This window comes from Streptomyces sp. NPDC058051, from assembly GCF_042885475.1.
Classification (GTDB): Bacteria; Actinomycetota; Actinomycetes; order Streptomycetales; family Streptomycetaceae; genus Streptomyces.
In genome coordinates this window covers 212,717-225,612 of the sequence record NZ_JBHVRW010000011.1, presented here as the reverse complement: position 1 = coordinate 225,612, position 12,896 = coordinate 212,717, and the positions used below count along the sequence as shown (strand labels likewise).

Genomic DNA, 12,896 nt, shown 5'->3' with positions numbered 1-12,896 from the left:
GAGACGGCGGCCACGAGCCCGTCCTCCGCACGGCCGGCCGCGAGCTCGTGTCCCGCACACGCGAGCCCGTACCGCCGAGGAGCCAGGCCCTGCGCGACGGGCGGGCCCCCTTGCTGCCCGCCCCCTCGCAGGCCGGTCGTGCTCCCAGCCCTCGCCGGCCGCTCCTGCCTTCAGCCCTTGCTGACCGCCGTCAGGATCTCCGGGAGCCGGTTCGCCGTGCGGGGAGCGGCGAGCCGTAGCCCCGCCCAGGCGATCAGCGCCCCGTACACGGCGCCCGCGGGCAGCAGCAGCCACAGCCACTGCCGCAGGTCGGCGACGTGCAGCCAGATCGTCACCGCGATCACGGGGAAACTGAGCACCGCCGCCGAGACCAGGCCGCCGAAGAGCGAGATCCAGGCGAGCCCGGCCTGCCCGGGCGCCATGTTCTTGAACGCCCCGTCCTGCGGGATCGAGTACGCGAAGTTCGCGGACGCCATCGCGCCCGTCGCCAGCATCGCGCCCAGCATCGCGAGCGACAGCCCCATGGCACCGGGCAGGGCCTCCCAGTCGCCGAGCATCGCGGCCGTCACCACCGTCACCACCACCGAGTAGGGCAGGGTGATCAGCAGCAACGCCATCGCCCGGGCCCGCAGTTCGAGGTACGCGTCCCGGGTGGAGGAGATGGTCAGCGCCACCATCCAGAACGCGGAGGTGTCCTGCCCGAACTGGTTGTACATCTGGATGCCGAGCATCCCGGCGGCGAAGCAGGCGAAGTAGACCGAGCCGGCGCCCTGCAACGCGTTGAGGACCGGCACGATCAAGCCGATCGCCAGCGCCGTCACCCAGGCGGCCTTGGTCTTCGGGTCGCGTGCGACGTACCGCAGACTGCGCTCCATCACCGGCCCCGTACGCCCCGCGGGCAGCAGCGCGGAGAGCCTGGAGCCGCTCTTGCCCGCCTTCTCCCGGCCCGGTCCGGCGGCGGCCAGGGTCGAACCGTCCGGAGCCGTCATCAGCTTCACCAGGCTGCGCTCCCACAGCCACAGCAGTGCCAGGAACGCCGCCACGGACAGCAGCAACTGCGCGACGGCCTCCCCGTAGGAGCCCCGTGACGCCGCGTCCACGGACCCGATCGCCGAGGCCGGCGGCAGCCAGCGCACCACGTCCGCCACCGGATCGAGGGCGGACAGGCCGCCCGCCCGACCGAGGCGCTGCGCGACGAAGTTGACGAACTGGAAACCCACCGCGATCACGAGCCCGCTGAGCACCGCCAGATCGCGGCCCTTGCGCGAGGTCAGCAGCCGGGTGTTGGCCGCGGTCACGGCCCGTGTCAGCGCGACGCACACCAGCAGGGTCAGCGGCGCGGCCACCACGGCGAACACCGCCGCCGCCGCCCCGTGCGCCACCGCGAACACCGAACCGGCCGCCAGGCAGAGCGTGAAGAGCGGACCGATCCCGACGAGCGACGCCGCCAGCAGCGCCGTGATCAGCGGGCGCGGGCGCAACGGCAGCATCACCAGGCGGCTCGGGTCGAGAGTCTCGTCACCGCTGGGGACGAACAGTGGCATCACCGCCCAGCCGACCGCCAGCACCCCGGTCAACAGGAAGACGAGGGCGCTGACATGGGCGTGCCCGCGCAGCGCGACCAGCCCGATCAGCTGACCCGCGGCGATCAGCAGGGTGACGGCGACGGAGGTGATGTACACGGCCCGCCGGCCGGCCGACTGCCGCAGCCCGTTGCGGAGCAGGGTCAGCTTGAGCCGCACGAAGACGGGGACGAGGCTCCTGCCGTCGCCCGTGTCCGCCCGGCGGCTGCCCGCTCCCACGGGGGCGTCGAGCACGCTCATCGGCCGCCGCCCAGCCAGTCCAGGGTGTCCCCGGTGGTCCGGGATCCCGCGCCGACGAGTTCGAGGAAGGCGTTCTGCAGCGAGGGCGCCCCGCCGCGCACCTGGTCCAGGGTGCCCTGGGCCCGGATCGTGCCGGCGGCCATGACGGCCACCCAGTCGCAGAGGGACTCGACGAGCTCCATCACATGGCTGGAGAAGACGACGGTCGCCCCCGAGCGGGTGTAACGCTCCAGAACCTCGCGGATGGTCTGCGCCGACACCGGGTCGACGCCCTCGAACGGCTCGTCCAGGAAGAGCACTTCGGGGTTGTGCAGCAGTGCCGCCGCGAGCCCGATCTTCTTCCGCATACCGGTCGAATAGTCGACGACCAGCTTGTGCTGGGAACCCGCCAGATCGAGCACGTCGAGAAGCTGGGTGGCGCGCTTGTCGACCTCGGCTCCCGGCAGCCCGCGCAACCGGCCGGTGTACGCGAGGAGTTCGCGTCCCGAGAGGCGTTCGAAGAGCCGCAGCCCCTCCGGGAGCACACCGATCCGGGACTTCACCCGGACCGGGTCGCGCCACACGTCGTGGCCGCCGACCTCGATCAGCCCCTGGTCGGGGCGGAGCAGTCCGGTGATCATCGACAGCGTGGTGGTCTTGCCCGCGCCGTTGGGCCCCACCAGACCGATGAACTTGCCCGCGGGCAGCGCCAGATCGATCCCGGCCACCGCGGTCTGCGCACCGAACCGCTTCCACAGGCCCTGTACGCGGACGGCGGGCGGCGCCACCGGCACTCCGCCCGCCGCCTCCGGTCCCGCCGGCGCTCTGTCCGCCCCGTCCGGTCCCGCCGGCACTCCGTCCGCCTCCGGTCCCGCCGCCGCTCTGCCGGTCTCTGTCCGGTCCTGCATGGTGTGTGCCTTTCGGAGTCCCCGTCTATGGGGACAGCCTACGAAAGGGCTTCCGGCGACGAGCGTGCTCGTGCGTCGGCCGCTTCCCGCGCGCAGGCGTAGGCGAGCGGACCGATGAGCTCCGCCGCGTCCGGAAGCCACCGGTTGGCGGGGGTGGGGTGGCGGGCCCACTGCACCGCCCCGCGGTCGCCGACCCGGGTCGGCGGGCCCGTCACGTAGTGGCCGTCTCCGCGGCCGACGAGGTCGATCGCGGCGGCCCGCCAGCCCGACTTCCGTACCAGGTCGTCCGTCTTGGCCGCCGCCCCCGGCAGGACGAAGAAGAACATCCGGCGGTCGGGGGTGCGCGTGACGGGTCCGAGCGGCACGCCCATCCGCTCCATCCGGGCCAGCGCCAGGAAACCGGCGGACTCCGGGACGTCGATCGCGTCGAAGGTGCGCCCGGTGGGCAGAAGGATCGACGCCCCGGGACGCTCGGACCACATCCGGCGGGCCGCTCCACCGCTGCCGGTCGCCCGGCCCGCCCAGTCGGGCCCCTGGGGGTGGGCGCCGGGTGCGGCGCAGCCGGTGTCATCGCACGAGCACCGCACGGCCCCCTCCGCCGCCTCCAGCCAGGTGCCGGGGCACACGTCCCAGTGCCGCTCCTCCGCGTACCGCACCGCGGCGTCGACCAGTTGCTCACCCCGTTGCGGGGGGATCCTCGCGGCTTCCATGACTCCGATGGGTTCTTCGACCCCGATGGGCTCTTCCACGCCCAGCACAACTACCGCCATCAGCAGGGGTTACGGGCGCGGTGGACGTGGCCACGGCCCATCGATCCGGCACGCGGGGCGCATGGGTGCATGGGCGGGGGCGCGCGTGCGGGGGCGTCCGATCGGGCGGGTAACCCTATACGGGCAACTCCGGAACGGTCGGCCTTTGTCATATGCCGACATGAAGAGCAAGGAACGCAACGAACATAACGATCACGATGTATGTGTGCATTTTCCGCGTATTCGCCGGGCAGTGATCCGCTCATCGATCACTGCGGCCTCAGGGGGAAACATGGCAGCCAGACCTCTCGTAGCCCGCCAGCCGAACGAACGGCTCCAGGCGCTCATTCAGGAAGCCGGATGCTCCAACGCCGGCCTCGCCCGTCGCGTCAACATGGTCGGTGCGGAGCGCGGGCTCGACCTGCGGTACGACAAGACCTCCGTGGCCCGTTGGCTGCGGGGGCAGCAACCACGCGGCAGGGCACCGGGAATCATCGCCGAGGCACTTGGCCGCAAGCTCGGCCGTACGGTCACGATCGACGAGATCGGCATGGCCAACGGCAAGAATCTGGCGTCCGGCGTGGGCCTGCAATTCGCCCCGACCGTGATCGGGGCGATCGAGCAGGTCTGCGAGCTGTGGCGCAGCGATGTCGGCCGCCGCGACTTCCTGTCCGGTTCGACGATCGCCTCGTCGGCGCTGGTCGAGCCCAGCCGCGACTGGCTGATCACGGGCGCCGACCCGCAGGTCGAACGGGCCGCCGGGGCCCGCGTCGGGATGTCGGACGTGGCGGCGGTGCGAGCGATGACGGCCGCCCTCGTCGACCTCGACCACCGGTTCGGCAGCGGCCATGTGCGGCCCGTCCTGGTGCACTACCTGAACAGCGTGGTCTCCGGACTGCTCTCGGGGGCGTACCGCGAATCGGTCGGACGGCAGTTGTTCGCCGCGGTCGCGCGGCTCACCGAACTCGCCGGGTACATGGCGGTCGACACGGGCCAGCCCGGGCTCGCCCAGCGCTACTACATCCAGGCGCTGCGCCTGGCGCAGGCGGCGAACGACCGGGCGTACGGGGGTTACGTACTGGCCGCGTCGATGAGCCACCTCGCCGCGCAGCTCGGCAATCCGCGGGAGATCGCCCAACTGGCACGGGCCGCGCAGGAGGGCGCACGCGGACATGTCACCCCCAGGGCGGAGGCCATGTTCTACGCGGCGGAGGCGCGCGGACACGCCCTCCTCGGCGACGTCCGCACCTGCCAGGCGGTGGCGGGCCGGGCGCAGACGGCCCTGGAGCACGCCGATCCGGGCACCGGGGACGACCCGGACTGGATCGCCCACTTCGACCACGCCTATCTCGCCGACGAGTTGGCGCACTGCTACCGCGACCTCGGCCAGCCGGATGCGGCGGCGCGCCGGGCGAAGGAGTCCCTGGACGGCCACCCGGAGTCCCGGACCCGCCGCCGGGGCATCGGCCTGGTGCTCCTCGCCACGGCCCAGGTCCAGTTGCGCGAGGTGGAGCAGGCTTGTCACACGGGCACGCGGGCCATGGAACTGCTGGGTTCGGTGCGTTCCAGCCGCGGAGTGGAGTACCTCGACGACCTGCAGCAGCGGCTGATGCCGTACGGGGACGAGCCGGCGGTACGGGAGTTCGGGGCACGGCTGGAACTCCAGGCGGCGTGACGAGCGGACGGAACGGCGGCCGACGGTGTCCGCGCGCCGGATCGCCGGGCGGGGGACTCCGCGTCGTGCGCCCCTATAACTGCGTCGTGCGAGCCCTGGGTGTTACAGCGGCTGTGAAGGTGGGTGAGTGACATCACGCGCTTGGCGAACGGCGCCGACCACCCGATAGCGTGAGCCGACGATTCCGTAGGTTCACACGTAGGAGTCCCGGTGACGCAGAGCGGACAGGGTGACGAGCAGCAGCTCCCTGCTGTACGGCCCGCGCACGAAGGTGTCGTGCTGCCCGCGGGTGGCGGCGAGCCCTGGATACCCGGAGGGGCCGCGGACCAGGCCGCCCCGCAGGGCGGCCAGCCGTGGGGGCAGCCCTGGGGGCCGCAGGCGGCGCACCAGGACGCCCCGGCGCAGCCGCAGGCACCCGCCCAGGGCCAGGGGACGTACGGGCAGGAGCAGTACGGACAGTACGGACAGGCGCCGCACGGGCAAGCACCGTACGGGCAAGCACCGTACGGCCAGGGACAGCCGCCCCAGGCGTACGGCCAGCCGCAGGGCCAGCCTCTCCCGCAGGCCCAGCCCCTGCCGCAGCCCCAGCAGCCCCAGCAGTCGTACGGGCAGCCGCTGCCGCCCGAGGCCGTGCCCGGCGCGGGCAGGGGCGGGGACGCGGAGGCCACGCAGTACATCGCGCCGGTGCCGGGCGGTCCCGCGCCCGGCGGGCTGCCGCCGGAGAACCCCGCCGAAGCCACGCAGTTCCTCGGCCAGGGCGCACCGCAGCCGCAGGCGTACCAGCAACCCCAGGCACCCGCGCACGGCGGTGACGTCGACGCGACCCAGTACATCCCGCCGGTTCCCGGCGGCGCCCCGTACGGCATCAGGCCCGGTGCCCCCGGCGACCGCCAGCCGCCCGCCGAGTTCGACAACCTGTTCCGCGACGAGGGCCACGCGGGTGCCACCCAGCAGATGCCCCGGTTCGATGCCCCGCAGCAGCGCCAGGGCGCCCATCAGCCTCCGCAGGCCCCGCAGTCGCCGTACCAGCCCGTGGACCAGGGACCGCGGACCGCGTACCAGCCCGTGGACCAGGAGCCGCAGGGCCGGACCGGACAGCCCAGGAAGCGGGCCCACGTCACGCTCATCGCGGCGGTCGTCGTCGGCTGCGCCGTCGTCGGCCTCGGCGCGGGTGCGCTGCTGAGCGGCGGCGACAGCAAGGGATCGGACAACAAGCAGCCGGTGGCCTCAGCGAGTTCACCCGCGGCCGAGTCCTCCACGCAGGCGGCGGCCGATCCGGCGAAGCCGCAGGCCGAGGCGCTCGACAAGCTGCTGGCGGACAGCAACAACAGCCGTGCCGCGGTCATCGGGGCCGTCGAGAAGACCAAGAACTGCAAGGACCTGGACCAGGCCGTGACCGATCTGAACGGCGCCGCCCAGCAGCGCCGTGATCTGGTGACACGGCTCCAGGCCCTGAGCGTCGACGAGCTGCCGAACCACGCGCAGCTGACCGCCTCCCTCACCAAGGCCTGGCAGGCGTCCGCCGCCGCCGACGAGCACTACGCCGCGTGGGCGGGGCAGGCCAAGGACGGCAAGAAGGTCTGCAAGCACGGCAAGGCCCGTCAGACCTCCGAGGCGCAGAAGGCCGCCGCGCAGAGCAGCGAGGCGAGCAAGGCGAAGCAGCAGGCGTCGGGCCTGTGGAACTCGATCGCGTCGAAGTACGGACTGACCCGGCGGGTGGCGACCGACCTCTGACGGGGACGCGGGGGCCGTGGCCGGCCCCCGGGCGCCTCACCCCTTCGCGCTCGCGTCCGACAGCGTCCGCAGGACGTCCACGAACCCCTTCCGGTCCGCGACGAGCCGCCCGTCGCGGACCACCTGGGACGTCACCCTGGTGTTCACGATGCGCGGATACGCGGACGAGCCGAGCATGTCCTTCAGGCGCCAGCGCAGCACCGGCGTGAGTCCTCCGGTGTCGGCCGGGGTGCCGCGGTTGAGGGCGGACGCGAGTTTCCTGGCGGTGATCTCCGAGGTGTCCATCGCCTTCACGACCTCGTTCAGCACGGTGTACGCGATCCAGGTGGTCTGGACGCCGGTGTCGTCGGGGTCGATCCGGTTGTCACCGAAGGCGTGCTTGCGGATCACCTCCCGCATCCGGTCCCAGCGGGCATCGCCCGAGTCCGGGTACCAGCCGGTGACGTACGCCCCCTCGAACGGGCTGTTCCGCCCGCCGGTGCTGTCGATCAGCGGCTGTCCGACGCTGCCGAGGACGGACGAGATCCGCACGTCCCCGTACGACGGTTCGAGCCGGCGGAAGGAGTCGAAGAACGTCTCCGTGCGGTCCCCGAGCACGGCGGTCACACAGCCGTCACCCGTTCCCGCCGCCTGGAGGGCCTGCCCGGCGGCCACGTCGTACGACGTGGCCGACTCCGCCGCCCGGATGTCGGCGGGCGCGGGCCGGCCGGCCTCGGTGAGACCGGTGCGCAGGATCCATGCCTGGTCCTCGCCGGCCAGGGTGTCGGGCCGCACCACGGACACCCGCTCGCAGCCGCGGGCGAGCTGTTGGGCGTTGCCCGCGAGCAGCGCCGCCTGACCGCCGTTGACGGGGTAGGAGGTGTAACTGCTGAACTCCTCGTCGGAGGCCCCGTAACCGCCGATGTAGGGGATCCCGGCGGTCTCCAGCGGGGCCATGAACGAGGTCCCGTGCCGGCTGTACGAGCCGACGACCGCCACGGCCTTCTCCTTGACGGCCCGCCGGGCGCAGTCCGCCGCGCCGGCCGAGGTGTCCGCCTCGTCGCACGTGACGACGCGCAGCTTGTGCCCGTCGAGCCCGCCGTCGCTGTTGGCCCAGCGGGCGTACGCGCGCGCCATCGCGGTCATGCCCGCCATGTTCAGCGCGTCCGGCCCGGCGGTGCCGCCCGGAGCCCATGTCACGACGGTGAGCGGCTCCCTGGAGTCCCCCGAAGCCCCAGGGAGCGCACCGCAACCGGTGACCAGCAACGCCGCGACCGCCGCCGTACTTGTGAGGAACCTGTAGGGGCGGGGTGGGGTGAGGCGTCGCCGTCCGGTCATGGGCATGAACGTTTCCGCCCGTGGGGGAACGCCACAGTGTGCCCGGCGCAACGCACGGTGACATCCGGGTGAATTACGGGGGCCGGTGCGGAGGGCTCGGAGGGGAACGTACGATCGACAACCGTGCAGCAAGGTTCGGAGAACTCTTCCCGTCGCGGCCGTCGCTCCTCCACCATGGGCGGCATGCCGCTGAATGACATGCCGTGGTGGCGCTGGCGCAGCAACGTGCGCTCGGCGCTGCACATGCTCTCCGACCCCGTCTTCCACCACGAGTGCTGGCTGTCCGGCCGGGAAGGGTACGGCGACATCACCGACGCCGTGTACCGCCTGGTCGAGGACACCTGGCTGGACAACTGGTCCGCCGAGAAATACGTCGGGACGATCTTCCGGGACTCCAACGAGTCCGCCCTCGTCGACGTCGCCGTGCTCCGGGTGCTGCGCATCATGCATCAGGTCGGCGCGGACGCCCCCGTGTCGGTGTATCTGGAGCACCACGCCTGGCCGGAGGCCGTACGGGCCGCCCGCGAGGCCCATGTGCTGCTCGCCACCAACGACGGTGAGGATCCGGACACGCCGCCGCGCTCCCTGGACGTGCTCCGCATTCTGACCAGGTCGGCCTGATCGTGGTCCGGTATGGCACGCTACGGGCATGACCGCGCCGCAGCCTGCCGAGACCACCCCGGACCAGTACGTCCTCACGCTCTCCTGCCCGGACAAAAAGGGCATCGTGCATGCCGTGTCGAGCTATCTCTTCATGACCGGCTGCAACATCGAGGACAGCCAGCAGTTCGGGGACCACGACACGGGCCTGTTCTTCATGCGGGTCCACTTCTCGGCGGACAGCCCGGTGACGGTGGAGAAGCTGCGGGCCAGCTTCGCCGCGGTCGGTGACTCCTTCCGGATGGACTGGCAGATCCACCGCTCCTCGGAGCGGATGAGGGTCGTGCTGATGGTCAGCAAGTTCGGGCACTGCCTCAACGACCTGCTGTTCCGGTCCCGGATCGGGGCGCTGCCGATCGAGATCGCCGCCGTCGTCTCCAACCACACGGACTTCGCCGAGCTCGTCGCCTCGTACGACGTCCCCTTCCGGCACATCCCGGTGGCCAGGGACAACAAGGCCGAAGCGGAGGCGGAGCTGCTGGAGCTGGTCCGTGAGGAGAACGTCGAGCTGGTCGTCCTCGCCCGCTACATGCAGGTCCTCTCGGACGACCTGTGCAAGCAGCTGAGCGGCCGGATCATCAACATCCACCACTCCTTCCTGCCGAGCTTCAAGGGCGCGAAGCCGTACCACCAGGCGCACGCCCGAGGAGTGAAGCTGATCGGCGCGACGGCGCACTACGTGACGGCCGACCTCGACGAGGGGCCGATCATCGAGCAGGAGGTCGAGCGGGTGGGCCACGGAGTCACGCCTGACGAACTGGTCGCCGTCGGACGCGATGTGGAGTGCCAGGCGCTGGCGCGGGCCGTGAAGTGGCACGCGGAGCGCCGCATCCTGCTCAACGGCCGCCGTACGGTGATCTTCTCGTAGGGCGCGGGAGGGCGCGGGAGGGCGCGGGAGAGTGCGGCCCGACGGCACACAGCCCTCAGGGCGCGCCGTCACCCTGCCGATGGCGCACCGCGCGACAGCTCACCATCATCACGATGAGGCCGGCCAGCAGCAGCACGCTGCCGGTCAAGGTCCCCCACTGGCGTGTGTCGGGGTCGCTGAGCACCAGAAGGAAGAACATCTGCCAGCACAGGGCGAAGGCGACCGTCAACTGGCCCCAGCCGTGGACGCGGGGGCGGTGGACCGCTCGCCGGTTCGTGGGGAGCACCCAGCCGCGCGTGACCGCCGCCGCGCCGGAGGCGGCGATGAGCAACGCCACCAGAACGACAGGTACCGCGAGGTAGAACTTCATGGCTCTTCCCTGCGCGTCGGACCCGCGCCGACGCCTGGGTGATCATGACACCCCTCGTACCGCGCGTCCACGCGCACCCGCGTGATCGCCCGGACAGGGATCCGGCCGGCTGTTCCGGCTAGAGCCGGCTCAGCGACGCCGCCGTGAACAGCACGTCGCGGATCGCCTCACGGTCGCCTTCCTGACCGGCCGCGGCGTCCACCGGCGGCACGCGTCCGGCCACCAGCTGGCAGAACTCGGCGCCGTCGAGCGCGATCTGCGCCACCGTGTGCGCGGGCGAGCCGACCGCCGCCGGGGAGTCCAGCGGGATGTACCAGTCGCCGCCGCCCGAGCCCTCGATCTCCAGGTGCAGCGAACGGCCTGGTGAACCGGCCGGCACCAGATGGCGGGCGGGCCCGGCCAGCCCCTTCCGGCGACGCTCGGCGAGTGCCGCCGGAAGGAGCCGGGCCGCCAGGCCGATCATCCGGTGGAGATGGGCGGGCGACGGCGCCTCGTACGGATAGTCCACCGCGTCCGCGACGTCGCCGCCGTGCACCCAGCACTCGAAGGCGCGGTCCAGCAGCGCGTCGTACATCGGGAGGGCGAAGTCCCCGTAGGAGACGGAGAGTTCGGCGACGTTGCGACCGGCGAAGGACACCGTGCGGATGAGGGCGTGGCTCTGCCCGCGCCACGGCTCGCGGATCGCGCGGGTGGCCGGCCGCAGGGCGGCCGACCAGTACATCTCCGTGCGTGCGGTGGGCGGGAGCGGCCAGTCGGCGCCCGGGCCCGTGGTGCCGTCGCCGAGCGGCACGTCGAGGCCGAGGGCGGTGCCGACCAGCCCGTCGACGGTCATGAGATGGCCGATGACGCCCGCGACTGTCGTCTTGCGGCGGACCTGCTGCTCGTTCTCGAACCACTTCAGCCGCACCGGGGCGTGCCACTCCGCGTCGCCGAAGTCACGCAGCAGCGCATCGAGCCGCGCGGTCTCCGCGTCGTACGGGGCGGCCCAGTCCGGCACCGGGATACCGGCCGGGCGGCGGCTCAGACAGGCGTCGATCACCCGGGAGCGCAGCGTCGGGTCGAGATCCAGGCTGCGGTCGGTCTGGAGCAGGCCGACCGCGTCACGCAGCCGCAGGGCCTCCTCCGCGCACGCGGCGCACTCGGTCAGGTGCGCCTCGACGGCCTCGGTCTCCTCCGCCGAGCAGGCGGACAGGGCCCAGGCGCCGAGGAGGGCCGTGAGGACGCGGTGGGGCAGCACGGGCATCGGTGCCGAGATCCGGTCGGCGGGGCCCGGTGCTGCCACGGCAGGTTCGGGCCCCGCGGCGGCGGGCCCCGGCTCCGGTGCTGGTTCCTGCTCCGGCTCCGGCGGTCGCGGGTCCGGTCGCGGCTTCTCGGGCGGGCTCATGGGTGCGGGCGGCGGCAGGGGCACGGCGCCGAGGTCGAAGTCGTCCGCGGCGGCCCGTGGGCCGGGTATGCGCGGCGCGCCTCGCACCTCGTCGTCGCCCCCGAGCCCGTTCGCGTCGTCACCGGTCACAGTGGCCGCCCGTATCCCGGCGGCGACGCCCCCTGCAGCGGGAGGGTGTGCGCGGTGGAGAGCAGTTGCAGCCCGAGCCGCAGCCGACGGCGGGCCTCGTCCTCGGTGACCCCGAGGTCGGCGGCCGTCTGCCGGTAGTCCCGGCGCTGGATGTACGCGAGTTCCAGTGCCTCCCGCAGCGGCGCGGGCATGGACGCCACGATGTAGTCGGCGCGGGCCGCGGCCGTGGCCCGGCGCACCCGCTCCTCCAGATCGGTCCGGGCCGCCGCCCCGGTCTCCTCGTCCGCGCCGTCGGGGACGCCGTCCTCCTCGCGCAGCCGCCGCACCGACTGGCGGTGGGTGAGCCGGGCCACCCAGGACCGCATCGAGCCCTGCTTCGGGTCGTAGGCGTCCGGGTTCTCCCACACGTAACCGAACACTTCGCGGGTCACCAGATCGGCGGCGGTCTCGTCGTCGAGCATCCGGTGGGCCTGGCTGTGCACGAGCGAGGCGAACCGGTCGTAGAGCTCGCCGAGGGCCGCCGCCTCGCCGCGTGCCAGCCGCTGCTGCATCTTGCGGTCCCAGCGGGGTGGTGCGTTCTTCGTCATTCGACCCCCAGCCCTGTTCCCCTCGTCACACCGAATGTAGTCGGAGGCACCGGCGATGCACGCCCTTCGGGGCAAGTGCGCCCCTGATAGAGCCAGGGATGATAGAGAAAGCACCCTCCGACGACGGCAGGTCCCGGTTGTGTGCCACCGGGTGGCTCGGTGTTTCATGGATCCGCGGCGGGGCAGCCGCGAGAAGGAACGGAAACTTCCGGAACGTCGGAACCCCCGGACGAGAGGCCCAGTCGCGTGACATTGAAAGTGGCCGAGACCGTGCAGGACGACTGGACCGTGCTGCGCATAAGAGGCGAACTGGATCTGGTGACGTCGCCCACCGTTCGCCAGTCGGTCCACGACGTGGTCGCCGTCGGCCGCCACGACGTGGTGCTCGATCTCTCCGAGGTCCAGTTCTGCGATTCCAGCGGGGTCGGCGTGCTGATCGCGGCCCGCCGTCTGATGCACTCCTGCGGGGGCCGGCTGCGGCTGATCCTGCCGGCCCGCGGCGCGGAAGAGGGTTCCCACGTCAACCGGGTGCTCGCCGCTCTCGGCGTGCGTCGGCTCTTCGACGTCTACCCCGACCGGTACGCGGCCGTCGACGACGAGGCCCGGCCGCTCTCGGCGTGAAACCTTCCGGAACCGGGTCGGCGCACCGAAAAACCGTCCGGAACCGGGTTGTCGCACCAGTGGCGCGCGTAAGCGGCACCTGACGCCTGTCG

The 12,896-nt window shown here is 72.3% G+C and carries 12 protein-coding genes; 5 read left to right on the top strand and 7 right to left on the bottom strand.

Translation table 11 applies throughout. The annotated features are described in order from the left end of the window. Positions 1-170: 170 nt before the first annotated feature. From ACFVUT_RS19725 to ACFVUT_RS19715, 3 genes are read right to left on the bottom strand one after another with little or no spacing between them, the layout of a single operon-like run. Entirely contained in the window at positions 171-1,823 is a 1,653-nt protein-coding gene (locus tag ACFVUT_RS19725) for a transporter (protein WP_389652751.1), read from the bottom strand. Next, positions 1,820-2,710, bottom strand: a complete 891-nt coding sequence (locus ACFVUT_RS19720; RefSeq protein ID WP_389652748.1) for an ABC transporter ATP-binding protein — start codon at positions 2,708-2,710, stop codon at positions 1,820-1,822. The genes ACFVUT_RS19725 and ACFVUT_RS19720 overlap by 4 nt, the downstream gene beginning before the upstream one ends. A gap of 38 nt (positions 2,711-2,748) precedes the next feature. Further along, positions 2,749-3,480, bottom strand: coding sequence for a bifunctional DNA primase/polymerase (locus ACFVUT_RS19715; RefSeq protein ID WP_389652745.1), 732 nt, complete (start codon positions 3,478-3,480; stop codon positions 2,749-2,751). 271 nt (positions 3,481-3,751) lie between these two features. Between ACFVUT_RS19715 and ACFVUT_RS19710 the strand changes: the two genes are divergently transcribed. Both ACFVUT_RS19710 and ACFVUT_RS19705 read left to right on the top strand, forming a co-directional pair. Next, entirely contained in the window at positions 3,752-5,134 is a 1,383-nt protein-coding gene (locus ACFVUT_RS19710) for a transcriptional regulator (protein ID WP_389652742.1), read from the top strand. 210 nt (positions 5,135-5,344) lie between these two features. Beyond that, positions 5,345-6,868, top strand: coding sequence for a hypothetical protein (locus ACFVUT_RS19705; RefSeq protein ID WP_389652739.1), 1,524 nt, complete (start codon positions 5,345-5,347; stop codon positions 6,866-6,868). Positions 6,869-6,904: 36 nt separating this feature from the next. Here ACFVUT_RS19705 and ACFVUT_RS19700 read toward each other — a convergent pair whose 3' ends face one another. After that, positions 6,905-8,185, bottom strand: coding sequence for an ABC transporter substrate-binding protein (locus ACFVUT_RS19700; protein ID WP_389652736.1), 1,281 nt, complete (start codon positions 8,183-8,185; stop codon positions 6,905-6,907). Positions 8,186-8,359: 174 nt separating this feature from the next. Between ACFVUT_RS19700 and ACFVUT_RS19695 the strand changes: the two genes are divergently transcribed. Both ACFVUT_RS19695 and purU read left to right on the top strand, forming a co-directional pair. After that, complete coding sequence (locus ACFVUT_RS19695) at positions 8,360-8,806, top strand: hypothetical protein (protein WP_389652966.1); 447 nt, start codon at positions 8,360-8,362, stop codon at positions 8,804-8,806. A gap of 28 nt (positions 8,807-8,834) precedes the next feature. Then, entirely contained in the window at positions 8,835-9,713 is an 879-nt protein-coding gene (gene purU, locus ACFVUT_RS19690; RefSeq protein WP_389652734.1) for a formyltetrahydrofolate deformylase, read from the top strand. A 55-nt stretch (positions 9,714-9,768) separates the two neighbouring features. On the opposite strand, the gene ACFVUT_RS19685 is transcribed toward purU, so the two are convergent. The 3 genes from ACFVUT_RS19685 to ACFVUT_RS19675 form a co-directional block, all read right to left on the bottom strand. Beyond that, a complete protein-coding gene (locus tag ACFVUT_RS19685) occupies positions 9,769-10,083 on the bottom strand; it encodes a hypothetical protein (RefSeq protein ID WP_389652731.1) in 315 nt (104 codons plus the stop codon). Positions 10,084-10,201: 118 nt separating this feature from the next. Next, positions 10,202-11,596 (bottom strand): zf-HC2 domain-containing protein, encoded by a 1,395-nt coding sequence (locus ACFVUT_RS19680; protein ID WP_389652728.1) that lies wholly within the window; start codon positions 11,594-11,596, stop codon positions 10,202-10,204. Further along, entirely contained in the window at positions 11,593-12,183 is a 591-nt protein-coding gene (locus ACFVUT_RS19675) for an RNA polymerase sigma factor (protein WP_389652725.1), read from the bottom strand. Before ACFVUT_RS19675 ends, ACFVUT_RS19680 begins: the two co-directional genes overlap by 4 nt. Before the next feature lie 246 nt (positions 12,184-12,429). Here ACFVUT_RS19675 and ACFVUT_RS19670 point away from each other — a divergent pair, with 246 nt between their 5' ends. Next, complete coding sequence (locus ACFVUT_RS19670) at positions 12,430-12,804, top strand: STAS domain-containing protein (protein WP_389652722.1); 375 nt, start codon at positions 12,430-12,432, stop codon at positions 12,802-12,804. The last annotated feature ends 92 nt before the right edge of the window (positions 12,805-12,896 follow it).

Bases quoted from the DNA above. Each gene is read 5' to 3' on its own strand.
- ACFVUT_RS19725 (WP_389652751.1), bottom strand. From the start codon at position 1,823: ATGAGCGTGCTCGACGCCCCCGTGGGAGCGGGCAGCCGCCGGGCGGAC.
- ACFVUT_RS19720 (WP_389652748.1), bottom strand. From the start codon at position 2,710: ATGCAGGACCGGACAGAGACCGGCAGAGCGGCGGCGGGACCGGAGGCG.
- ACFVUT_RS19715 (WP_389652745.1), bottom strand. From the start codon at position 3,480: ATGGCGGTAGTTGTGCTGGGCGTGGAAGAGCCCATCGGGGTCGAAGAA.
- ACFVUT_RS19710 (WP_389652742.1), top strand. From the start codon at position 3,752: ATGGCAGCCAGACCTCTCGTAGCCCGCCAGCCGAACGAACGGCTCCAG.
- ACFVUT_RS19700 (WP_389652736.1), bottom strand. From the start codon at position 8,185: ATGACCGGACGGCGACGCCTCACCCCACCCCGCCCCTACAGGTTCCTC.
- ACFVUT_RS19695 (WP_389652966.1), top strand. From the start codon at position 8,360: ATGGGCGGCATGCCGCTGAATGACATGCCGTGGTGGCGCTGGCGCAGC.
- purU (WP_389652734.1), top strand. From the start codon at position 8,835: ATGACCGCGCCGCAGCCTGCCGAGACCACCCCGGACCAGTACGTCCTC.
- ACFVUT_RS19685 (WP_389652731.1), bottom strand. From the start codon at position 10,083: ATGAAGTTCTACCTCGCGGTACCTGTCGTTCTGGTGGCGTTGCTCATC.
- ACFVUT_RS19675 (WP_389652725.1), bottom strand. From the start codon at position 12,183: ATGACGAAGAACGCACCACCCCGCTGGGACCGCAAGATGCAGCAGCGG.